At 28.3% G+C, this 24,665-nt stretch carries 21 protein-coding genes, 1 pseudogene, 1 riboswitch and 1 other annotated feature; of the genes and pseudogenes, 6 read left to right on the forward strand and 16 right to left on the reverse strand.

The features are described from left to right. Positions 1–18: 18 nt before the first annotated feature. The 7 genes and pseudogenes from pth to purR all read right to left on the reverse strand — a co-directional run bounded on the left by pth (position 19) and on the right by purR (position 5,890). Positions 19–585: an aminoacyl-tRNA hydrolase gene (gene pth, locus DR020_RS05285; protein WP_112365420.1), complete on the reverse strand. Its 567-nt coding sequence runs from the start codon at positions 583–585 to the stop codon at positions 19–21. Positions 586–683: 98 nt separating this feature from the next. Beyond that, the gene (locus DR020_RS05290) at positions 684–2,087 is read right to left on the reverse strand and encodes a sensor histidine kinase (RefSeq protein WP_112365421.1); all 1,404 of its coding nucleotides are present in this window, start codon (positions 2,085–2,087) and stop codon (positions 684–686) included. Then, positions 2,087–2,776 (reverse strand): response regulator transcription factor, encoded by a 690-nt coding sequence (locus DR020_RS05295; protein ID WP_055258707.1) that lies wholly within the window; start codon positions 2,774–2,776, stop codon positions 2,087–2,089. The genes DR020_RS05290 and DR020_RS05295 overlap by 1 nt, the downstream gene beginning before the upstream one ends. 113 nt (positions 2,777–2,889) lie before the next feature. After that, positions 2,890–3,045, reverse strand: a pseudogene (locus DR020_RS05300) (ribose-phosphate pyrophosphokinase); the annotation flags it as partial. Positions 3,046–3,132: 87 nt separating this feature from the next. Continuing rightward, positions 3,133–4,497, reverse strand: a complete 1,365-nt coding sequence (glmU, locus tag DR020_RS05305) for a bifunctional UDP-N-acetylglucosamine diphosphorylase/glucosamine-1-phosphate N-acetyltransferase GlmU (RefSeq protein WP_055258711.1) — start codon at positions 4,495–4,497, stop codon at positions 3,133–3,135. A gap of 184 nt (positions 4,498–4,681) precedes the next feature. Beyond that, positions 4,682–4,969, reverse strand: coding sequence for a septation regulator SpoVG (gene spoVG, locus DR020_RS05310; protein WP_058993329.1), 288 nt, complete (start codon positions 4,967–4,969; stop codon positions 4,682–4,684). A 105-nt stretch (positions 4,970–5,074) separates the two neighbouring features. After that, positions 5,075–5,890: a pur operon repressor gene (purR, locus tag DR020_RS05315; protein WP_055258715.1), complete on the reverse strand. Its 816-nt coding sequence runs from the start codon at positions 5,888–5,890 to the stop codon at positions 5,075–5,077. A 318-nt stretch (positions 5,891–6,208) separates the two neighbouring features. On the opposite strand from purR, the gene murC reads away from it, so the two are divergent. Continuing rightward, positions 6,209–7,582 carry a UDP-N-acetylmuramate--L-alanine ligase gene (murC, locus tag DR020_RS05320; RefSeq protein WP_055258717.1) on the forward strand — a complete coding sequence of 458 codons (1,374 nt, stop codon included), beginning with the start codon at positions 6,209–6,211 and terminating at the stop codon, positions 7,580–7,582. A 213-nt stretch (positions 7,583–7,795) separates the two neighbouring features. Further along, positions 7,796–8,614: a purine-nucleoside phosphorylase gene (locus DR020_RS05325; protein ID WP_112365422.1), complete on the forward strand. Its 819-nt coding sequence runs from the start codon at positions 7,796–7,798 to the stop codon at positions 8,612–8,614. A 112-nt stretch (positions 8,615–8,726) separates the two neighbouring features. Here DR020_RS05325 and DR020_RS05330 read toward each other — a convergent pair whose 3' ends face one another. Then, positions 8,727–9,803, reverse strand: a complete 1,077-nt coding sequence (locus tag DR020_RS05330; RefSeq protein WP_055259168.1) for a M24 family metallopeptidase — start codon at positions 9,801–9,803, stop codon at positions 8,727–8,729. Positions 9,804–10,051: 248 nt separating this feature from the next. Between DR020_RS05330 and DR020_RS05335 the strand changes: the two genes are divergently transcribed. Together DR020_RS05335 and asnS are read left to right on the forward strand one after the other, a co-directional pair. Then, on the forward strand, positions 10,052–10,747 hold the full coding sequence (locus tag DR020_RS05335) for a metallophosphoesterase family protein (protein ID WP_058993335.1): 696 nt from the start codon (positions 10,052–10,054) through the stop codon (positions 10,745–10,747). Positions 10,748–10,880: 133 nt separating this feature from the next. Continuing rightward, positions 10,881–11,127, forward strand: a binding site (T-box leader). Positions 11,128–11,186: 59 nt separating this feature from the next. Then, positions 11,187–12,584 carry an asparagine--tRNA ligase gene (gene asnS / locus DR020_RS05340; protein WP_112365423.1) on the forward strand — a complete coding sequence of 466 codons (1,398 nt, stop codon included), beginning with the start codon at positions 11,187–11,189 and terminating at the stop codon, positions 12,582–12,584. Positions 12,585–12,661: 77 nt separating this feature from the next. Here asnS and DR020_RS05345 read toward each other — a convergent pair whose 3' ends face one another. After that, positions 12,662–14,143, reverse strand: a complete 1,482-nt coding sequence (locus DR020_RS05345; RefSeq protein WP_112365424.1) for a leucyl aminopeptidase — start codon at positions 14,141–14,143, stop codon at positions 12,662–12,664. 77 nt (positions 14,144–14,220) lie between these two features. Beyond that, positions 14,221–14,727 carry an anaerobic ribonucleoside-triphosphate reductase activating protein gene (gene nrdG, locus DR020_RS05350; RefSeq protein WP_112365425.1) on the reverse strand — a complete coding sequence of 169 codons (507 nt, stop codon included), beginning with the start codon at positions 14,725–14,727 and terminating at the stop codon, positions 14,221–14,223. A gap of 225 nt (positions 14,728–14,952) precedes the next feature. Between nrdG and DR020_RS05355 the strand changes: the two genes are divergently transcribed. Continuing rightward, positions 14,953–15,645, forward strand: coding sequence for an HDIG domain-containing metalloprotein (locus tag DR020_RS05355; protein ID WP_112365426.1), 693 nt, complete (start codon positions 14,953–14,955; stop codon positions 15,643–15,645). Positions 15,646–15,804: 159 nt separating this feature from the next. On the opposite strand, the gene nrdD is transcribed toward DR020_RS05355, so the two are convergent. After that, a complete protein-coding gene (nrdD, locus tag DR020_RS05360) occupies positions 15,805–17,919 on the reverse strand; it encodes an anaerobic ribonucleoside-triphosphate reductase (RefSeq protein WP_055258732.1) in 2,115 nt (704 codons plus the stop codon). A gap of 349 nt (positions 17,920–18,268) precedes the next feature. Continuing rightward, positions 18,269–18,376, forward strand: a riboswitch (TPP riboswitch). 82 nt (positions 18,377–18,458) lie between these two features. Here nrdD and thiT point away from each other — a divergent pair. Beyond that, complete coding sequence (gene thiT, locus DR020_RS05365) at positions 18,459–19,157, forward strand: energy-coupled thiamine transporter ThiT (protein ID WP_055258734.1); 699 nt, start codon at positions 18,459–18,461, stop codon at positions 19,155–19,157. Positions 19,158–19,204: 47 nt separating this feature from the next. On the opposite strand, the gene DR020_RS05370 is transcribed toward thiT, so the two are convergent. From DR020_RS05370 to rsmA, 5 genes are all read right to left on the reverse strand, one after another. Further along, on the reverse strand, positions 19,205–20,053 hold the full coding sequence (locus tag DR020_RS05370) for an Mrp/NBP35 family ATP-binding protein (RefSeq protein ID WP_055258736.1): 849 nt from the start codon (positions 20,051–20,053) through the stop codon (positions 19,205–19,207). A 365-nt stretch (positions 20,054–20,418) separates the two neighbouring features. Then, positions 20,419–21,195 carry a prolipoprotein diacylglyceryl transferase gene (locus DR020_RS05375; protein ID WP_112365427.1) on the reverse strand — a complete coding sequence of 259 codons (777 nt, stop codon included), beginning with the start codon at positions 21,193–21,195 and terminating at the stop codon, positions 20,419–20,421. An 83-nt stretch (positions 21,196–21,278) separates the two neighbouring features. Beyond that, positions 21,279–21,845: a hypothetical protein gene (locus DR020_RS05380; protein ID WP_055258740.1), complete on the reverse strand. Its 567-nt coding sequence runs from the start codon at positions 21,843–21,845 to the stop codon at positions 21,279–21,281. 188 nt (positions 21,846–22,033) lie between these two features. Beyond that, positions 22,034–23,734 carry a hypothetical protein gene (locus tag DR020_RS05385; protein WP_112365428.1) on the reverse strand — a complete coding sequence of 567 codons (1,701 nt, stop codon included), beginning with the start codon at positions 23,732–23,734 and terminating at the stop codon, positions 22,034–22,036. An 80-nt stretch (positions 23,735–23,814) separates the two neighbouring features. Continuing rightward, positions 23,815–24,663 (reverse strand): 16S rRNA (adenine(1518)-N(6)/adenine(1519)-N(6))-dimethyltransferase RsmA, encoded by an 849-nt coding sequence (gene rsmA / locus DR020_RS05390; protein ID WP_112365429.1) that lies wholly within the window; start codon positions 24,661–24,663, stop codon positions 23,815–23,817. Positions 24,664–24,665: the final 2 nt, after the last annotated feature.

Here is a 24,665-nt window from a genome sequence, read left to right on the forward strand (position 1 = left end):
CTAGACACCTCCATTTTCCTAATCAACTTTGAAACCATTATATATATTCATTGAATCTTTTACTGATTTTTTTATCATTTCAGCTACAGCATCTGAACAAACTGGAATAACCTTATTTAAAATTTCACTTTCTTCAGACGTAAACTTTCCTAGAACATGACCAACTAAATCATGATTAGGTTGTCCTATCCCTATTTTAACTCTTGGAAATTTTTCTGTTCCAATATTAGCTATAATGCTCTTTATTCCATTATGTCCACCAGCACTTCCTTTTTCCCTTATTCTAAGCCTTCCAACTGGCAAACTTATATCATCATACAATACTATTAGCTCTTCCTCTGATATTTTATAAAAATTCATAACCTCCCTTATACTCTCTCCACTTAGATTCATATAAGTTGTAGGTTTTAATAGAATTACTTTGTTTCCCTCTATTATTCCATCCCCATATATTCCCTTAAATTTTATCCTGTTTATATCAATATTATACTTAGCTGCTATATAATCTATAGCCTGAAAACCTATATTATGCCTTGTATTATCGTATTCTTTTCCTACATTTCCAAGTCCAACTATCAAAAACATTGAAATTTTCTCCTTTATTTCTATTATATTCAATTAAAATTGTATATGCAAAAACCTTACCCTTCACATAATCTGCGAAGGGTAAATAAAATTTAAAATTAATCATCTTTAATTCTTTTTAAGGTGAAGCTAAAACTTACTCCCTTATCAGTATTATCAATCCAAATCTCTTCATTATGTTGTAATATTATATTTCTAACTATAGGAAGTCCAAGACCTGTACTGGTTTTATTAGTTCTAGACTTATCAGCTTTATAAAACCTATCCCATATATACTTTAAGTCCTCCTCTTTAATACACGGACCATTATTATAAACTGACACAATAACTTTTTCATTTTTAACTTTAGTGCTTACTAATATTTTACCACCTTTATTACAATATTTTATAGCATTATCTATAAGATTAATCAAGACCTGAATTATTTTATCATTATCAGCTAAAACGAAAAGATTTTTTCCATTTAAATTTATATCTATTTTTATATTTTTCTCTAAAGCTTTTTGACCCATTTTAAGTACAGTTATTCTTACAGCCTTATTTATATCTATTTTCATAAAGTTAAACTGAACTTTACCAGCTTGCATTGCCGATAAATCTAAAAGATCATTAACAAGCCTTGTAAGACGCATTATCTCATCATTTGCTATATTTAAATAATCTTTTTCCTTTTCTTTAGGTATAATACCATCTAAAATAGCTGTTATAAAACCTTTTATAGATGTTATAGGTGATCTTAATTCATGAGATATATTTGATATAAATTCTCGCCTATTATTCTCTGCCTCTTCTATAGAATCTGCCATATTATTAAATGTTTTAGCCAAATCTCCAATCTCATCATTATTTTTAATACTTACTCTCTTTTCAAAATAACCATTAGAAAAATCTTTAGCCACATTATTTATTGATTCTAAAGGTTCAATTATAAATTTCTTTGAAATAAAATAAAATAAAATATTTAATATAATAATAGCTATAACAACTGAAATCCATATGATATTATACATATCATCTATCGGTCTATTTATAGTTTCCTGAGGAATTACATATACTATCCCACCAATAAATTCATCATTGCTATTATACATACCCCTGCAATATATGTATTTATCTCCACTTTTATATTCTAATATATTATCATTTTTTAAATTCTCTACATTAAAACTTGTATATCTTTTATTGTACAAGTATTGATACTTATCATTTGATATCCCATAGATATAACCTGAACTATTGACAAGCATTATATCTGCTTCTAAATAATTTGAAATTAGATGTAGCATTGTATAGATATTTTCTCTATCCTCAGATGTACCACCTTGATATTTTACAGCAACTTCTTGTATAGTATTGCTCTCCATATCTAGCTTTTCTTTCTCCAAATTAAAATAATCCTGTCTTACAAAATAGGATAAAATAACTCCAGTGGCAAAAAACACTATAAGTATAATTACACTTATCGTTGCTATAAGCTTAAATACTAAGCTCTTTCTTTTCATTATTTCACCTCAAATTTATATCCAACTCCCCAAACAGTTTCTAATTGCCATTCGCTTTCATTATTTAATTTTTCTCTTAATCTTTTTACATGCACATCAACTGTTCTAGAATCTCCTGGATAATCATATCCCCACACTTCACAAAGCAATTGTTCTCTTGTAAAAACCTTATTTCTATTACTTGCTAAGTAATATAAAAGTTCAAACTCCTTAGGAGGCATTTTCAATTCTTCACCTTTATAAATAACTTTATAAGAATTTAAATCTATAATTAAATCTTTAAACTCTAATTTTTTTTCTAAAGCCTTATCTTCTACTGTGTATCTTCTCATAACAGCCTTAACTCTAGCTATCAATTCTTTTGGTTCAAATGGCTTAACTACATAATCATCAGCCCCTAAATCAAGCGCTAAAACTTTATCAAACGTTTCTCCTTTTGCAGTTAACATTATGACTGGAATATTCCCTTCTTTTCTTATCCACTTTAAAAGATCTATACCCTCTATGTTTGGAAGCATCATATCTAATATGACCAAATCTGGTTTATATCTCATAAAAATACCTTGAACCATTCCTCCATCATGAATTGTCTTAACATCATAATTAGCTGATTCTAGATATATTCTTATTACCTCGCATATATTTTCATCATCATCAACTATTAAAATTTTCTCCTTTAAGCTTTCCATAACATAATCCTCCTACATATTATCTTTTGATATTGCATTTTAATTATTAAAAGAAAAGTGCAGTAGACACCTATATTCCTTTTTCTACTACACTTTGTATATAAACTTTGGGTTTAAAACAAGCTACTTAAAGGTTTATCATCATAAATCCTCTTAATAGCATCTGCTAAAAGAGGTGCAATAGATAACGACTTAAATTTACTTAAGTTTTTATTATCTTCTGGCAGGGCTATAGTATTTAGCATAACTAATTCTTCTAGAGGAAAATTTCCTGTAAATGCTTTTATATTTCTTGTATTATTTTCCATTATGATGAAGACCTCCTTGAAATAACAATTTAACCTTTATGTTTAAAATTATTTATTGTTGTTTCTCTCTACCCAACCATCAATATTTTTTTGTCTTGCTCTAGCAACTGCTAAAGAACCCTCAGGCACTTCTTTAGTTATAGTAGATCCTGCTGCTGTATATGAATTATCTTTAACTTCAACTGGAGCAACAAGATTTGTGTTACATCCTATAAAAACATTATTTCCTATTTTAGTTTTATGTTTTTTCTTTCCGTCATAATTAACAACCACAGTACCACAACCAAAATTACAAGAAGTACCAACTTCAGCATCTCCTATATATGTTAAATGTGACACTTTAGTATTATCTCCAATTGTAGATTTTTTAATTTCTACAAAATCACCAATTCTCACACTATTTCCTATATTACTTTCAGGTCTTATATAAGCAAAAGGACCTACTGTCGTATTTTTACCTATTTTACTATCTAAAATAACAGATGATTGTATTTCTACACCTTCTTCTATAATACTATTATTTACTCTTGAATTAGGATATATAACACATGATTCACCTATTACAGTATTCCCTTCTATAACATTTCCTGGATATATTATTGTATCTTGTCCTATTTTAACATCAACGCCTATATACGTATTATTCGGGTCAATTATAGTAACCCCATTATCTAAATGCATTTTATTTATTCTTTTTCTTAATATATTTTCAACAACAGCAAGTTCACTTCTTGAATTAACACCTAAAGTTTCTTCAAAATTTGTAACCATTGCTCCTATTTTTTCTCCATTTGATTTAAATATTTCTATAACATCAGTTAAGTAATATTCGCCTTGAGCATTATTATTTGATAACTTTCCTAATGCATCTAAAAGATTTTTTATATCAAAACAGTACATTCCCGCATTTATTTCATTTATGTTTAATTCATCTTCGCTACAATCTTTATGCTCAACTATCTTTTCAACTGCATTATCATTTCTAACTATTCTTCCATAACCAGTTGGATTTTCTACAATAGATGTTAATAATGTAGCACAGTTATTATTTGCTATATGGGTATCGATTAACTTTTTAACTGTAGAAGCTTTTATTAATGGGGCATCTCCTGTAAATATTGCTACTACACCAGATTTCCCATCTAAGAAAGCTTTTGCGCATTTAACAGCATGTCCTGTACCTAATTGCTCTTCTTGCAATGAATATGTAACATTTCTTGAGCTTGTTCTATCTTGTACAAGTTTCGCTCCCTTTCCAATTATTACATTCACATCATCAATTCCGGCTTCTCTCATAGTATCAATAACATGATTCACCATTTCTTTTCCACAAGCTTTATGTAAAACTTTTGGAAGATTAGACTTTATTCTTTTTCCTTGTCCGGCTGCTAATATTATGGCATATCTGTCCATAACTTCACCTCTTTCTATTAAAATTTAGTATATTCATATTCTTGGTAATTGAAATATTCTAAATAGTACGCTCATATCATTCTAATTATATTTTATTAACCATTTCTTTTCAACACTTATTATATATAGTGCAAATACATTTAAAAAGAAAAGTAAAAGGAAATTATCCTTTTACTTTTCAAAACTATTCCTGTGTAGATATTCCTTGTAACTCAGAATTCTTTACTTTTTCATATTCATCTAAAATAGCCTTTTGAATCTTCTCTCTTGTTGCACTATTTATTGGATGCGCAATATCTTTAAATTCACCGTCTGGTGTCTTTCTGCTTGGCATTGCAATAAATAATCCATTTTGTCCTTCAATAACCTTAATATCATGAATTACAAATTCTTCATTAAAAGTTATAGAAACAATAGCTTTCATTTTTCCTTCTGTTGTAATTTTTCTGATTCTCACGTCAGTAATATTCATTTAATCCACCTCCAGTTGTTAGCACTAATATATTTCTATAAAACATATCAATTTCCTTCCTAATTTTAGAAAATTTTATATATTTTTTATGCTAACAACTGCAATTTATATTAAACTCTCTGAAGGAACCATTTTTATGCCCTCTTTATCATCAATAGCTAATATATCTACTAATGATATGTAATTTTTTGAAACCTTATTAGAAGACATTTTATTGTCTATTAAAACTCCACTTCCAACAAGTTCTGAATCAAATTCTTTTAAAAGATCAATTATTCCGTTAGCAGTTCCGCCACCTCTCATAAAATCGTCTATAAAGATACATTTACTTCCTGATTTTAATGATTTTCTTGATAAGCACATTTGCTGAATCCTTTTTGATGTTCCTGATACATAATTTATAGAAACAGTTGAACCTTCTGTAACTTTACTATCACGTCTTGCAGTAACCATAGGCACTCCTAAACATTTAGCAACCTCATAAGCTAATGGAATACCTTTAGTTTCAACAGTAATAACATAATCTGCCCCTTTTCCATAAAAATATGTTGCAAGTATTATAGCTGCCTTTGATATTATGCTAGGATTAAACATTATATCTGTAACATATAAAAATTCACCAGCCATAACTCTACCTTCTTCACTAGCTAACACACAAAGTTCATCCAAAAACTCCTTTATTTCTTTTTCCCCCATAATAGGAATAAACTTAATTCCTCCAGCAGCCCCTGCTATAGTTTCAACTTTTCCCATTGAAACCTTCTCTAAAGCTTCTCTTACAATAACTATATCTTCACTTATTGTTGATTTTGCTGCATTTAAAAGCTCTGAAAATCTATTTAAGCCTATTATTTTATTAGGATTTTCTATTAATATTTTTGTAATAATAGATACCCTAGTATTCCTACTTAATTTTTCCAAAAAAACCACACTCCATTTTATCAACTAATTAAAAATTTATAGCAAACTTTTTATAATCTAAGTATTACCACTTTTAAAGCTTATTAATTAATTTCACAAATTTATTATAACAAACTTTAAGATGTATGTTAATGATTCTATTACGTATAGATACGAATTTTATGTATTTTAACTGTATAAACAATTGTTATTTATCTATAATAAAAATTACTCTTTCACTTTCTTATAATAAATTTATACAAAAGTATATTTTTATTGTGTGTTTATAACAAAAAGTGTATATAATTATATAAGAGATTATTAAAGGAGTTGATTTTATTGTCTTTTGATTTAATAACAGATAAAAATAAAAAGGTTCATTTTATAGGTATTGGTGGGGTTAGCATGAGTGGACTTGCTGCTGTACTTTTAAATGCTGGCTATAAGGTTTCAGGTTCTGATTTTAAAGACTCTGATATACTAAATACACTAAAGTCTCATGGAGCAGAAATATACATAGGACATAAAGCAGATAATTTAAAAAATGTTGATTTAATTGTATATACCGCAGCTATTCCATCTGATAATCCTGAACTTGTAGAGGCAAAAAAGAAAAATATCGAACTTATGGATAGAGCTGAATTTTTAGGTCAAATTATGAAAGGTCATAAATACAATGTAGCTGTTGCTGGAACTCACGGTAAAACAACAACTACATCTATGGTTTCCCATATTGCTTTAAGCGCTGATTTAGATCCAACAATATTAGTTGGTGGTAATTTAGATGTTATAGATGGGAACTTCAGAGTTGGTAATAGTGAGTATTTCATAACTGAAGCTTGCGAATATAAGCAAAGCTTTTTAAGATTTTTCCCATATGTAGGAATAATTTTGAATATAGATGCTGACCATTTAGACTTTTATAAAGATTTAAATCATATAAAAGAAACTTTTAAGGAATTCATAAACATAATACCTAAAGATGGCTATGCAATAGTAAATATAGATGATAAAAATGTTAGAGATATTTTAGACAAGCCTAAGTGCAATATCATAACTTATGGAATAAATGAAGGTGATGTTACAGCTAAAAATTTAGTTTGTAATGAAAAAGGTGCCTATACTTTTGATGCCTATAATAAAGATAAATTCCTTGGAACTATTTCTTTATCTGTTCCTGGTCTTCACAACGTTTCTAATGCTTTGTCAGCTGTTTCATTAGGATTGATTTTTAACATACCTTTTAATAAAGTACAAGATGGATTGTTAGCCTTCCATGGTGCACATAAAAGATTTGAATACAAAGGGGTTAAAGACGGAATTACTGTAATAGATGATTATGCTCATCATCCTGTTGAAATAAAAGCAACTTTATCAACAGCTAAAAAAATAAAACACAATAAGATATACTGTGTCTTCCAACCTCACACATATACAAGAACTAAAACGTTATTTAACGATTTTACAACATGCTTCAATGATGCCGATGAACTTATATTGATGGATATCTACGCTGCAAGAGAAAAAGATACAGGTCTTGTATCATCTGATGAACTAGGTGATGCTATACGAAAACTTGGAGTTAAGTGCACAAATGTTCATTCTCACGAAGATGCATTAAACTATGTAAAATCCAAATTACAAGATGGTGATTTATTACTTACAGTTGGTGCTGGAGATGTCGTAAAGGTTGGAGAGATGTTTTTAAAATAAATTTAAATTTTAAAATTAAATAGAATTAATAAAAAAACAAAATTATTTAAATATTTCAATACAAAATTAGAAAAAGGTGCAATTATTTTGCATCTTCTTTTATTTTATATTAAGATAATGTTAATAATCCTTAGATTATATATTAATCCTTTTTAAGTATTAAACTAATTTTACTATTATTGACGAGAAATAAATTATTAAGAGGTGTTTTTTATGAGTTTATCTGACAAAATAAAATTTTCTGCTGAATATATTAAATCTAAAACTAAATTTGAACCAAAAATAGGACTTATTTTGGGTTCTGGACTTGGTGCTATCGCAAATAAAATAGAAAATGCTGAATACTACAATTATAGCGATATTCCAAATTTCCCTATTTCAACAGTTGAAGGTCATAAAGGAAGACTTGTAATTGGAAATTTTCAAGGTAAACAAGTTGTTGCTATGCAAGGTAGATTTCATTACTATGAAGGGTATACAATGCAAGAAGTTACTTGCCCTGTTAGAGTTATGAAACTTTTAGGAGTTGAAACTTTAATAGTTACAAATGCTGCTGGAGCAGTAAATAAAGATTTTAATGCTGGAGATTTGATGATAATTTCTGACCACATAAACTTATCAGGTTCAAACCCTCTAGTTGGTAAAAATTTGGACGACTTTGGAACACGATTCCCCGATATGTCTAACGCCTATAATAAAGATTTAATCAAAAAAGCTAAAGATATAGCTAAATCTTTAAATATTTCTGTACAAGAGGGAGTTTATGCAATGTTTAGTGGTCCAAATTATGAAACTCCAGCCGAAATTAGAATGGCTAGAATAATAGGTGCTGATGCCGTTGGTATGTCTACTGCACCTGAAGTTATTGTAGCAAACCACTGTGGTATGAAAGTTTTGGGTATTTCTTGTGCTACAAATATGGCAGCTGGAATTTTAGCTCAACCATTAAATCATTTAGAAGTTATGGAAACATCCGAAAGGGTTAAAGAAAAATTTATTAATCTTATGACAAATATAATTAAAGAAATTTAGTATAAGCATTAGATAACTATATTTCTATTGTTTTTACAATTTATATACAGTGTTGACCATTTATATAAACTTAAATTTTAATAAAATCAACACTGTAATTTTATTTAATAAATTATTTAACTACTTGAAGTTCTTTAGATAGATTGTTCAATCTCTCAAATCCATTTTCAGTTACTAAAACTAAATCTTCAATTCTAACCCCCATATCCTTTGCTAAATATATTCCAGGTTCTATTGAGAATATCATTCCTGGTCTTAATTCCTCACTATTTACTGCACTTACATCACCAAAATCATGTACTTCTATTCCTATAGAATGGCCTGTTCTATGTGTAAAATACTTTCCATAACCATATTTTTCGATAGTATTTCTTGCAGCATTATCTATATCGCAAAACCTTGCTCCTGGTTTTACCTTTTCCATAGCATTTATGTTAGCTTCTAAAACTATATTATATATTTCCTTTTGTTTGTCTGTAACTTCTTTAAAAAACACAGTTCTTGTCATATCAGAACAATAATGATTCTTTACACATCCTGTATCTATTAAAACTCCCATGCCCTTTTTTAAAATACATCTACCTGTTTCATAATGAGGGTTTGCTCCATTTTCTCCAAAAGCAACTATAGGCTCAAAAGAAAAACCTTCTGCTTTATTTTCTTCATACAGCTCCCCTAACCTATTTAATATAAATTTTTCAGAAATACCATCTTTTATTTCTGTTATTACTTTTTCTACAACTAAATCATTAATTCTTGATGCTTCTCTCATAAGATTTATTTCTTCTAAATCTTTAATCATCCTAATTTTATCTATGATTGGAGAACTATTTACAAAAGATTTTGCAACTTTTCTATCCATTAATCCAATTAAAAAATGAGCCTTAAAATCTTTATCAACTCCTAAGACTTCATTGTTATTTATAATTCCTTTTAATAAATCTAATGGATTTTCAGTATCATTATAATAAACAACCTCAACGCCTAAATTATTATCTACTGGAAACAATTCATTTACTATAAATTTTTTATCACCTTTAGTATTTATATAAAGAGCCATCAATCTTTCACCTGAATGTATCCAAACACCTGTAAGATAAAATATAGGAGCTGTTTCTGTTATTATCATTTGTGATAAATTATTTTTATCCATTTCCTGTAAAACTCTTTTTAATCTTTCTTCTTTCAAAAATATCATTCCTTCCCTAAAATTAAACCTTATAGTGATATAATTAATTTATAAGGTTAATTTACATACTAAACTTTTTAGCCTATATAAAAATCTATAGTATAACTATACTAAATATAGATAATTATAAAAGTTATTGTTGAAAATAAAGTAGATTTATATTAACTTTATTTTATTCTTATATTAGTAATACAACAATATTTATAATACTTTTATAACAAAAATTTTAATTTTAGGAGGACTATATTATGAAAATTGCTGTTATTTCAGATATACATGGAAATATCTTTGCTTTAAACGCAGTTTTAGAAGCTATAAAAAAACAAGATGTAACTTATACTATATGCCTTGGAGATTTAGTTGGATATGGATGTAATCCTAATGAGGTTATAGAAAGACTTAGAAATGAAAAAATTCCTTGTATTAAAGGGAATTATGATGCTTCCGTTGTTGATAAGGATTATACGTTTATTCGTGAAAATGAAGTAAACTCCTTTAGCTTACCTTGGGCAATTAAAAATGTGACTGATGAAAATATAAAATTTTTAAAAGAACTTCCTAACACTATTACTTTAGAATTTAATAATAAAAAAATACAATTTGTTCATGGAAGTCCTAGAAGAATTAATGAATATTTAACTGAAGACTATGAAAAAATTGATGAAGTTATTAACGAATTTAATTATGATGTTTTGGTTTGTGCACACACACACATCCCTTATGTAAAAGTAATTAATTCTAAAATCATAATAAATGATGGTAGTGTAGGTAAACCTAAAAATGGAACTCCAAACGCAACATATCTAATAATTGATATAACAGATGATAATTTAACACCTGAAATACATTCAGTTTCTTATGATTATAAAGAAATTATGAATACAATGAAAAATTTAAACTTTCCTGAAAAACTTATAAAATCTTATGAACTTGGTAAAGAATAACTAAGTATAAAAAGCATATTATTCTATGGCTTTGAATTATATTGCAAATATTAATTTTTTATTGTAAAATCAATTTATATATTGTTAAAAGACAGTAGATTTGCCTTTAAAAGTGCGAGTTTGTATTTAATAAAAATAAACTATGACGAGAAGAGTATATTTAGATTTTAATGTTTAGCGAGCAGGTTATGGTGTGAGTCCTGTCATTAAAACTTTATAGAAGAACATCTCTGAGTTTCTAACCGAAATCCATTAAAGGATAGTAGGCTTAGACGGTTTTCAACCGTTAAATTTGAAAAAAGCATTATTATGCTTTACTAAGTGGCTATTTTTATAGCAATTTGGGTGGTACCGCGAATATGTCCATTTTCGTCCCATTGAGGATGAAATGGACTTTTTTATTTTAAAATGTAAATAACAATTACATGGAGGTTATAAAATGAGTAATGTTATATTAGTTAAACAACTATACAGAAACACTAGTGATTTTACTAATAAACAAGTAAAAATTTCTGGTTGGATAAGAACACTAAGAGCTTCAAATGCTTTTGGATTTATTGAAGTTAATGACGGTTCTTTTTTTAAAAATGTTCAAGTAGTATTTGATAGTTCAAAAATTTCTAATTTTAAAGAGGTTTCAAAACTTCCTATAAGTTCCTCAATCTCTGTTGTTGGTACTTTAGTTGAAACTCCTGATTCAAAACAACCTTTTGAAATTCAAGCAGAGAACATAGTAGTTGAAGGATTATCAGATGCTGATTACCCTCTTCAAAAGAAAAGACACACTTTTGAATACTTAAGAACAATAGCTCACTTAAGACCAAGAAGTAATGCTTTCTCAGCAGTATTTAGAGTTAGAAGCGTGGCTGCATATGCTATACACAAATTCTTCCAAGAACAAGGATTTGTTTATACTCACACTCCAATAATTACAGGTTCTGACTGTGAAGGTGCTGGAGAAATGTTTAGACTTACAACTTTAGATTTAAATAATATTCCTAAAACTGAAGACGGAAAAGTTGATTTTACAGAAGATTTCTTTGGAAAAGAAACAAATCTTACAGTTTCTGGTCAATTAAACGCTGAATGTTATGCATTAGCATTTAGAAACGTGTATACATTTGGTCCTACATTTAGAGCTGAAAACTCAAACACCGCAAGACATGCAGCAGAATTTTGGATGATAGAACCTGAAATAGCTTTTGCTGACCTTATAGATGATATGAATCTTGCTGAAGCTATGTTAAAATACGTTATAAACTATGTTATGAAAGAATGTCCTGAAGAACTTCAATTCTTTAATCAATTTATTGATAAAGGATTATTAGATAGATTAAACCATGTAGTAAATTCTGATTTTGGAAGAGTTACTTATACTGACGCTGTTAAAATGCTTAAAGATTCAGGAAAGAAATTTGACTACGAAGTTGAATGGGGAATTGACCTTCAAACTGAACATGAAAGATATTTAACAGAAGAAATTTTCAAAAAACCTGTCTTTGTAACTGATTATCCAAAAGATATTAAAGCGTTCTATATGAGATTAAATGAAGACGGAAAAACAGTTGCAGCTGCTGATTGTCTAGTTCCTGGAATAGGTGAAATAATAGGTGGTAGCCAAAGAGAAGAAAGATTAGATGTATTAAAGGCTAGAATGCAAGAGCTTAATTTAAATGAAGAAGATTACTGGTGGTATTTAGAACTTAGAAAATACGGTGGAACTAAACACGCTGGATTTGGACTAGGTTTTGAAAGACTTATTATGTATATAACAGGAATGTCTAATATAAGAGACGTTATACCATTCCCAAGAACTACTGGAAGTTCTGAATTCTAATTTTAATAAACTTAAAAGATAGAACATTTAAAAAATGTTCTATCCTTTTTAATAATTATCTGTGATTTAAATACACTCTATCTGTTTTCGCTTCTATTTTTAGCTAATTCATAAAGCGTTCTAACGCCAGCTCCTGTACCACCCTTTGGACAATAGTCCCAAGGAACTGTTATATATGCAGGGCCTGCTATATCTAAATGCAACCATGGTTTATTCTCAACAAATTCACCAACAAATAAACCTGCTGTTATAGTTCCACCATATCTTCCACCAGTATTTTTTAAATCAGCTATGTCTGATTTTATAAGCGTTTTGTAATCATCAAAATTAGGTAAATTCCACATTTTCTCTCCAGTTGATATAAATGCTTTTTCCAATTCTTTATAGAAGCTATCATTATTAGTTACAACCGCTGTTACATCATTTCCAAGTGCAACAAGAGCTGCTCCTGTAAGGGTTGCTACATCTATAATTTCTGTTATATGCTCCTTTCTTATAGCATAAGTTACAGCATCAATCATAGTTAATCTACCTTCTGCATCAGTATTTAATATTTCTATATTTTTTCCTGCCATAGAGCTTATTATATCTCCTGGTTTATATGCCTCATTTCCTATTACATTTTCACAAGCCGCAACTACTGCAACTACATTTATTTTCAACTTTCTTTTAGCAATAGCGCTTATTGCTCCAATTACAGTAGCCGCTCCCCCCATATCTGACTTCATATCAACCATAGAGTTTGATGGTTTTAAAGAATATCCACCTGAATCATAAGTTAATCCCTTACCAATTAATCCTAATTTTTGATCTAAGTTATCCTTATCTCCAAAATATCTCATTACAATTACTTTTGGCTTATGTATAGATGATTTTCCTACGGCTAAAAATGAATTCATTTGCAATTCTTCTATTTTCTTATGATTTATTATTTCTATTTCAAAACCATATCTTTTAGAAAACTTTACAGCCTCTTCTGCTAATGTTTCTGGATATATTACATTGGAAGGTTCATTTACTAAATCTCTAGCATTAAACACTGTTTCAACTAATATTTTGCTTTCTTCCACTATATCACTATAATCTTTATGTTCTAAATTATGTCCACCTATTGTTATACTTACATCTGTTTCATCAATCTTTTCTCTATCACTTTTATATTTATTAAACTTGTAATTTGACAAAGATAAACCTTCTATCATTGCCCTTACGCTATCTTCTATAGAAATATTTTTTGATTTTACAAACTCTATAAAAATCTTTTTTCCTTTTAATGATTCTATATATTTTTGAACCTTTCCAAATACTCTTCTTAACCTTTCTTTATTTAACTTTTCGTCTTCACCAAGACCTAAAAATATAACATTTTGTATTTCATCTTTAACACCAGTTATATTTAAAATTTCTCCAAAGTTACCATCAAATAGTTCTCTTCTTTCCAATCTTTTTAATTTTCTATTTATTTCTTCATCTCTGAAATTTAAATTATCTTCAAATAGCGGAACTATTATCATGTCCGCATTCTCTATAGTTGTATCTTTAACCAAAAAATTATACATTTAAAACCTTCCTTTCATCATAAAATCCAAATTTTTCACTATTAATTTAATTATATCTAAATACATTTATTATTTTATTAAAACTCTATTAACTTTATTTTTTTATTTTTCAGACTTTGATTAACATCAATTATTCTTTGATTAGTAGAACCTTTAAACTTTAATCCGTCTATTTTCTTACTTATCTCAAACTTCCCATCAACCAAAACATCTATATTATTTAAAAGTTCCTCCCAGCCCTGTCTTTTATTAAGATTTTCTAATATATATTCAAAAGTATATCCAGTATAACACCAAATATTAAGACCTAGCTCTTTAATTTTCTTCGCCATATATGCAAACTTATCTGCCTGCTCAAATGGATCTCCTCCGCTAAATGTAACCCCGTTTATCATAGGATTATTTTTCAAATCATCAATTAGTAACTCTATATCCCTTTCCTCTCCTCCTAAGAAATCATGAGTATCTTCATTAAAACACCCCAAACAATTGTGCTTGCATCCTTGAGAAAAAAACACCCTTCTCATTCCTGGGCCATTTACTAAACTTTCATAAGCAATTCCAGCAAGTCTTATCTTGTTCATATTTATCACTCCAGCCTTTAATAATATTTAAATTTAAGTACACTATGATTTAAATACAAAAATACTTCTTAATTTTATAAAAACTATTGATATACTTTACAACTAATAATATAAATTTTCTACTTAATCACAGTGTATTTTATAATTTTTTATCATATTTTTTGATTAAAAATAGTATAATATGGATAATATTATACTATAACCACATTGTTAGGGGGATTTAATATGGAAATCAAAAGTATAATTAATGAAACTTCAGATGAATTATTTTATGAATTAGAACATCATCTATTATATGATAAAAAACCGTCAATATATTTAATGGAAACGTTTCTTAATAGCAATAATGACACTTGCTATAATTTAATAAATACCCTATGTAATTTAAAAAAAGTTAAAAAAAACTCAATGCTTGATAACGAAGAAGATGCATTAACACACACTTTATATGTAATTGACCAAGCAGCTAAATATAAAGATTTGGCTCATAACAAAAAGGCATTTATGTTTGCTGCACTTCTCCATGATATAGGAAAAACAAAAACAACTGTATTAAATAACGACGATAATATTATATATATATACCCTCATCATGATTTAGTCGGGGGAGAAATGGCTCGTAGAATTCTAAGAACCTATATAAATAATATAACCCTTAGAGATAATATTGTTTCTTTAATAAAATATCACATGACACACTTCTATATTTTAAATAGAATAAAAACTAATAAAGTTTTAAACATGATAGAAAATACAGACATACATGATGTAGCTCTACTTTCATTATGTGATAGACTTGGAGAAAAAAATCTTTCCAAAGAAGACAAAGAAACAATACTTAATGATATAAATAAATTTTTAAATATAATGTCTTCTAAGACAGGATTACACTATGATAATTTCTCTATAAATTTCTAATTAATATTTACTAATAATTTTAAATTTAAAACAAAATAAGAAATATCAAATTTATCGATATTTCTTATTTATATTAACTCTCATAAAGTATAAGTATTTTAAAAAAATAAATAATATTCTTCATTAAGCTTAATATTTAAATTTAAGCATTTAAATAATCTATATCTTATATGCTTTATGATTATCTCCAACATGTGAAACTCTATCTTTCCTTTCTGCACTCTTACCTGGGCCAAATCTTTCATCTAGACTTAGGTATCCTGTAACCCTTGAAATTCCTTGTATATCACTTGAACCACAATTTACACATGCTAACTCATTGCTATGAAGATACGTACCACAACACTTACAATATCTTATATGAAAATTTATCCCTAAGTAACTTATATTTGTGTGTTTGTAAGCATAGTTTAATATATTCATTATAGTTTCGCCATCTGGACAATCGTCTACTTCTAAATAACTTATATGCCCTGCATTACAAATCTTATGATATGGAGCTTCTATTTCTATTTTATTTTTTATTGATATTGGATAATAAACAGGCACATGATAACTGTTTGTATAATAATCTTTATCTGTTACATCTTTGATTTTTCCAAAAGCTCTTTTATCGTGTTTTATAAACTTACCTGATAATCCTTCAGCAGGAGTTGCATAACAGCTCCAATTTAACTGTGTCTCCTCAGTTACTCTATCAGTATATTGCCTTATATATGATATTATTTTTAGACCTAATTCCCTAGACTTTTCGCTCTCTCCATGATGTTTTCCAGTTAAAGCGATTAAAGCTTCCGCAAGACCTATAAATCCAATTCCCCAAGTTCCTTGCTTTAAAACTGGTTCAATGGAATCCTCTTGATTTAATCCCTCTGACCCTCTCATAAGTCCTTGACCAGCTACAAAAGGCAAATCTTTAACTTTAAGTTTTTTCAAAACATCATATCTATGCAATAAAGCTTCTTTACATGTTTCTAGCCTTTCATGCAAAATTCTAAAGAATTTTTCCTCACTTCCCTTTGCTAATATACCAATCCTAGGTAAATTTATTGTCACTGGCGCAATATTTCCTCTACCTGCACAGCCAGGTTCACCATTTACATTACTCATCAAATAAGTTCTGCATCCCATTGTAGCTGGTTTATATCCTCTTTCATAATACTCTTTGTTAAAATCAGCATCTATGTTCATAAATGTAGGATTCATTCTCTTTGCAGCTACCCTACACGCAAGTTCATAAAGGTAAAAATAAGGATCATCAACCTCTCTATTTACCCCCTCTTTTACCCTAAATATTATATTAGGGAATATGGGCTGTTCTCCCTTTCCTAAACCTTTTTCGTACTCTTTCAAAAAAATCTCACAAACTAAAGCAGCATCATTGGAATCTGGTAATCCTAAATTTACTGAACTAAATGGTACTTGTGAGCCTGCTCTTGAATGCATTGTATTTAAATTATATATAATTCCTTGCATTGCTTGATGTATTCTTGCTCTTAACTTTTTCTCTGTAAGTTTCTCTATTTTATCTGATGCTACGCCTAGTTCTTCATACTCTTTTCTAATTTCTTCTCTAGTTGGATGAACAAATATACTTATGTCATTATCAAAATCTGGATGCGATTGCCCTCCAAACATATCATTTTGGCTAGATTGCAACAAAATACAAGATAATTCAGCAGCACTTTCTATTCTTTTTGGAGTATTTATTGTTCCATATCCTGTATTAAATCCTCTTTCCAAAACCATTCTTGTAGGTATATGAAGGCAGTTAGTAGTTAAATTATAACTATCTAAATCATGATAATATATATCACCATTTTCATGAGCTTTCGCTAAATGCTTTGGCATTATAGATAAATTATGCCATTTATTAGATTCTGAAGCTATTCTTAAAAGTTTTGATGAAAAGTTATTTCCAACATTAGCATTATCTCTATCAGTTTCTACTCCTATTTTACTTATTGCCCTCATCAAATCAGATTTTATTTCCCTAACCCTAGTTCTCTCTGCTCTATAATTTGAATAAGCCATAGATATATTTTTTAATCCACTATCATTTAATGCCTTTTGTACCAAATTTTGAATTTCCTCTACTGATACATGACTTTTACCAGACATTTCTATATAATTTAGTACCTTTTGAATTATTCCTAAAACTTGACTCTCAGATATATCATATCCTATTTCTTGAGCCGTTCTTTTTATAGCATTACTTATTTTATCGGTATTGAATCTTGCATCTCTACCGTCTCTTTTCACAACATGTAGCATTACAATTCCTCCACTCTACTATATATAGTACCGAGAATTTATTATACTCTACTATCATTTATGGTGCTAATTTTAAATTTTCCTTTAAATTAAACCTATATTATATAGGTCTTTTTTTCTTTCTTTTTTAACTTTTTCTAAAGATTTTCATATGTTGACATTTAAACTTTTGCGTATCCAGTTTTCAAATATCTTTATTATTTTATAATAATTGGTTAAAGAAAACCACATTAACTAGAATTTTAAATGAATCAATTAGTGAAAAATCCATCATTATATCAAGATTATTATATTAAAAATTAGATTGATTAATAATATATTTAAATATATAATATAAATAATAAAGAATATTATGTGCTAGGGGTGCCTAAATTTAGGCTGAGAAATGAATTTATTCATTAACCCTCAAAGACCTGATCTGGATAGTGCCAGCGTAGGAAAGCGTTTTTATAAACAAAAAAGGCGTACTTATCTTGCGATAATTACGCCTTTTTTGTTTATAAAAATAGGAATAATAAATTTCAAGGAGGACTTTTAAAATGATGTCTTTTCAAGAAATCCTAAACAAATTTGTTACGGGATTTTCTCAAATTTTTACAGGATTACCTTCAAATATTGGAACAATCCTAGCTAGTCCTATGACAATAGTTACTATAATTGGGCTTGCAGTAATAATTCTTGTACTATTAAAAGCTAGAAAAACAAAATTTGATGTAAGAATGATTACCACAATAGCTATCGCATTAGCTCTAAGTGTTGTTCTTAGTCTATTTAAAATTTATCAACTTCCTCAAGGTGGAAGCGTAACACTAGCTAGTATGGTTCCTATAATTTTAATAGCATATATTTATGGTCCAGGAGTTGGTATGCTTACAGGATTCATTTATGGATTACTTACTTTACTTATAAATCCATATATACTTCAACCTGTACAAGTTTTGTTTGATTATCCTCTTCCTTTTTTATGCTTAGGAATAGCAGGATTTTTTCCAAAAAAAAGATTACTCGGCGCTATAATCGCCATTTTCTTTAGATTTGTTTGTCATGTTATATCAGGAGTTGCCTTCTATGGAAGTTATGCTCCAGCTGGTATGTCACCTTTAGTATATTCAATAGTTTACAATGGCTCATTCTTACTACCAGATACTATAATTTGTCTAGTTGTTTTGTACTTTTTACCAATTGATAGGATAATCAAAAACGTAAATAAATATAAGCCAACCAAAACAAATACATAAAAATAAGGATATCTAAACTATCTTGTTTAGATATCCTTATTTTTATTTTAATATAAATCTTTAAATACTGATGTATACAACTCATTTTGTACTACATATTCTTCTGCTTTTCCATTTTCTAATGCTTCAGTAAAATCTAAGTTTATAGGTAACTCACCTAAAAGTTTTAAACCTAAATATTTAGCATGTTCCTCTGATGATTTTTTACTAAATACATTCATCCTTTCTCCACATTTACCACATAATATGTATGCCATATTTTCAACTACCCCTCTTACAGGAACTCCTAATTTTTCAGCCATTACAACAAGTTTTTTAACTATCATAGATACCATATCTTGAGGTGTTGAAACTATTATTATTTCTTTTAATGGGAAACTTTGCATTACTGTTAAAGTTATATCCCCAGTTCCTGGAGGCATATCTATTAAAAGATAATCTAAATCTCCCCAAACTGTATCTTGATACATTTGATTTAAAACTCCATTTATAACAGGGCCTCTCCATATAACAGGCTCATCTTCAACTTCTGTAATAAGATTTAATGATATCACTTTGATTCCTAAACCTGTTTCTACAGGAATAAATCTAACCCCTTCACCTTCTGGGTATATCTCAGCCCTTTTTTCATTTATTCCAAAAAATCTTGGCATTGAAGGACCAGTAATATCCGCATCTAATACACCAACTTTATAACCTTTTTTAGCTAACTGAGACGCTAACATTCCTGTTACAGTTGATTTACCAACTCCACCTTTACCACTTATAACTCCTACAATATTCTTTATATTTCCATATTTATTTTTTATTTTAGCGATTCCACTTCCGCATCCACTACCATTTTTAGCTGAAGCACAACTACTACTACTTGAACATGATGAACAACTACTACTCATTTTTATTCTCCTTTTTCTCTATTATTTACTTATTATATTTATGTCTAATAACATATAAAAATATTTCTAGTTCCATTAATCACTTTCATATGCTTAAAAGATAAAATAAAATGCAATTTATATGTACTTTTTAATTTATTTAGAACTAGCACTATTTTATATCTATATTTTATCTTAGCACTAGGATAAAGTTTGTCAAGTATAGTAAATTTCTCACTTACATTTTAAAATTCATATAAAAAAAATTGTATCTAACAGTATAAATAAAAATATAATTTTACATTTATCACTATTAAATACAATTCTTAAACACCTATAAATCAATACTCTTAAATTATAGTATATAAATTAAGTATTACTTTTGTTTAATTGGTAGCAGTATTGTTCTTTTTCAAAAACTTTTTAGAGCTATAAATCCAAATATATACTCCAAGTATTAATGTAAATATTGATATAAATTGTGATGTTGAAAGCATCCCAATATTTCCTCGAACATCATTTCTTAAAAATTCTATAATAAATCTACCTATGCTATAACATATAAGATACAACGAGAAAGTTTTTCCACTATCCTTCTTTTTCCTACTATATATAATAAGAAATATACCAAGTGTAAAATCAAAAATTGAAGAATATATTTGAGTCGGGTGAAGATGTACATGCGGAATTGCCAAACTATTCTCTGGGAAAACCACAAATAAAAAACTACTTGTTTCAGCCCCATAACAACATCCTGCTAAAAAACATCCTATTCTTCCAAATCCTTGAGCTATCGCAAGACATGGAACCACGAAATCAAATATTTCTAAAGTATTCCACTTGTTTTTCTTGCTATATAAAATAATAGATATCATCCCTCCAATTATTGCGCCATAAACAACAAAACCATATCCAAAGTTAGTAATGATAGCTGTTGGATTTTTTATAAAGTCATTAAGATTAGTTATTATAAATAACAGCTTCCCTCCTAAAATTCCTGACAATACAGTTCCTATTATCATATTGAATACTTTGTTTTCATCATAATTTCTCTTTTTCACATTAAAATTTAAAATCATAACTGCCACAATAATCCCAATTCCTATCATAAGGCCATAACTATATACTTTAAACCCAAATAAATTAAACAATACTAATTTCATAAATCCTCCATAACTATATAAGTTAAATCATATCTTTTTCATTTCTTATTATAGTTTTTTTATGGATTGTAATCAAATTATTATTATTGATTAAAACTTTTTATAATTATGTTATATATTGTATCATTGCTTTCTTTAAATTTATCATCTAACGAGCTAAATAGCACCTTTAAAATTCTATTATCATCTAATTTTTTATAATAAATCATATTTAAATATACTCGCCCTCCATCACCTTTTTCTTTGTAAACAACTTTATATATCTGTTCACCATCTATATCTTGAATTTCTTTGCTATAATAATTAGATTCATCAAAATCTATGCTTTGCTTATCTTTATCTATAAGTTCCTCTAAACTTTTAGAGTAATTTATTATTTGTATATACCCAAGTATACTCATATCATCACTTACAAAATTATTATTATATATTATATAGTTTCCTGGATATTGCTGTTCTTGAACATCCCATGTATCTGGTAAAGTATAATTTATAACTCCTTCTAATGCTGAATATGAACTCAATTCACCTATATTATAATTTTCTAATACAGCTCGTTCTATATTATCACTAAAAATATTCTTTCCTATAAAAAGCACTGTCATCAAAAATATTAATATTAGAGTTATTGATAGTTGCTTTTTATTCATCTTTGCTTCCTCTCCTTCCCCTCATTTAGTTAACTTTATATAAATATGTATATTCACAATATAACGAAAGAATTACTTTTTTATTTTGCACACTCCTTATAAAATACAGCAAAATAAAAGGCTATGTTTTAGTAAACTAATAAAACATAGCTATTTTAAATAAAACTATCAACTTTTAATTATTCTATCTACACAATAGGAACTAAAACCTTGGAAGCTTGAAAATCATAGAACATTATCCAATGTCCATCAACAGAATTTTTAAATTCTGGACACCATGTAACAAATCCAGTTTTTCCACCATAAGGTTGATCTTTTTTATCCTTGTATCCTGGGATAGCATACGTTACATATTTTACTACTCCATTTTCATCATACTTAAATCCAATCATAAAATATCCCTTCCTGCAAATATAAGGATAGTAATTTATCATCGGATAATATGCAACTGTATATTTGTTGTAATTTGACATATTGCATAAGACATCAAAGTTATCTACTTTAACTTTATACCATTTGCACTTTTTAACATCTTTTGCAAAACCTCTAGTATATTCAAAATCATCAACTACTGATGAAAAAAATTCTGCTGTTGAGCCTGTTAACTCAAATTCTTCTTCAACATCTTCAAAAACATCATCTCTAGTTTTCTCATCTTGCGTTGATTTACTTTGTTTAGTTTCTTCTTGCCACGCTCTGTATCCAGCATGCATAGTTCCTTGCTGAGGGGTTTCCATTTGAACACCTTGAGCGCTTTGAGTTCCTGTGACACCTTGACTTCCAGTGCTCCATTGAGTTACTGTACTTTGTCCTTGTTGCATACCTTGATCCTGTTGTGTTCCAGTAATCCCTTGAACACCATTTAACCCTGTAACACCATTTAGTCCTGTAATGCCCATGCTACTTTGAACTCCTGTAACACTCATACTACTTTGAATACCAGTAATTCCTTGGCTACTAACAGAATTTTGTTCACTTCCTTGAAGTTTTTCATAATATACATCTTCCTGTATATCACCTCTAGTCGTTTTCTCATTCATTACACCGTCTTCAACAATGTTATTATCTAATTTTATTACTTCAATTTCCCTTTGACTTTCTAATTCAGAATAACTTTCATCAGCTTCTCTCTCATAGTTTCCACCATTTATTCTAGCCTCAATAAGATTTTCATACTCATCAAATCTACTTTCATTTTCATTTATATCTTCATCTAAAATATCATCATTTACTTGTGCACTATTTAACTCCATATCTTCTGAAACATTTTCATCTAAAAGATTATCAATATTTTCTGTTCTTGTTTCACTATTTAATCTAATATCTGTATCTTCTCTTTCTATGCCTTGTTCAACAGTTCTTTGTTCGTTATTTTCTTTTTCAACTTTATTGTTTGTATTATGTTTCTCTTCATTTTTCTTACTACCATCATTCTTAGATTTCTTAATTAATCCATGCTTAGATAATATATTGTATACTTTCCAATTATCTTTTGGTTGTTGTCCATTTAAGAAACCACACATTAAATATATTACTTTTCCACCAATCTCCTTATATACAACAGCTCCTATTATCTTGTCATAACTGACATCTAAATTCCCTATGTTATTTGTGCCACATTCTAAAGATGCTTCAGCCTTACCTTGAGAGTTTATGTTCATTAATCCTAAATCTAAAATAAAATTTCCATCTTTTTTGCTACATACAAGAGCCATATGACACTTTTCATCTGCTGATTTTAAGTTTTGAGCATAAAATGCTATTTTACATTTTTCACCCTTTGCTTCAATTTTTGCATAACCTGACAGTGGTTTATCATTTGATATTGAATGGCCTCTTTCATCTTCTTGAAGTATTATAAAGCTTCTATATAATTTATTACTTGCCAAATTAATATCCCTCCATATAAATTTATCATTACATTTATATGAAGGGATATGCTAATTAAGAATAGTTTTTTTAATTTTAATTACTTATTTATATATTTGTATACAGCATCAGCTAAAGCCCCAAACTCATTAATGCTTAAAGTTTCACCACGTCTTTTAGGATCAATGCCTGCATCACTATATGCTTTCTCCATTTGTTCTTTTGAAAGACCTATATTCTTTGTAGCATTCCATAAAGTCTTTCTTCTCATATTAAAAGCACTCCTTATAATATCAAAGAATAGTTTTTCATCTTTAACATCTACTCGTGGTTTTTCTAATCTATCTAGCTTTATAACTATAGATTCAACCTTTGGTCTTGGCATAAAACAAGATGGAGCAACTGTCCTAATAATTGATGTATCACAAAAATACTGAACTAGAAGTGATAACGAACCATATTCCTTACAATTTGGCTTTGAGTTTATTCTCTCCGCAACTTCCTTTTGTATCATTATTGTAAGAGATTTAAATTTATAACCTCCATTTAAAAGATTAGCTATTATTGGAGTTGTAACATAGTAAGGAAGATTAGCAACAAGCTTTACACTCTTTTCATCACCTATTATTTCATTAAAGTCTACTTTTAAAGCATCTTTATGTATAAGTTGAAAATTAGGATTATCTCCAAGCTCTTCCATAAGAATCGGTATAAGATCACTATCTAATTCTATTGAAACAACCCTTTTTGCTTTCTTTAAAAGTTGTACAGTTAGTGTTCCAACTCCTGGACCTATTTCGATAATTAAATCATCACTACAAACATTAGCACCATCTACAATATCAGTTAAAACTGTATCATCTATTAAGAAGTTTTGCCCTAAGCTTTTTGAAAACCTAAAATTATATTTTTCTACTAATTCTTTAGTTTTTACATCTTTTATATCCATTA

The sequence above is a fragment of the Sarcina ventriculi genome, assembly GCF_900456775.1.
Classification (GTDB): domain Bacteria; phylum Bacillota; class Clostridia; order Clostridiales; family Clostridiaceae; genus Sarcina; species Sarcina ventriculi.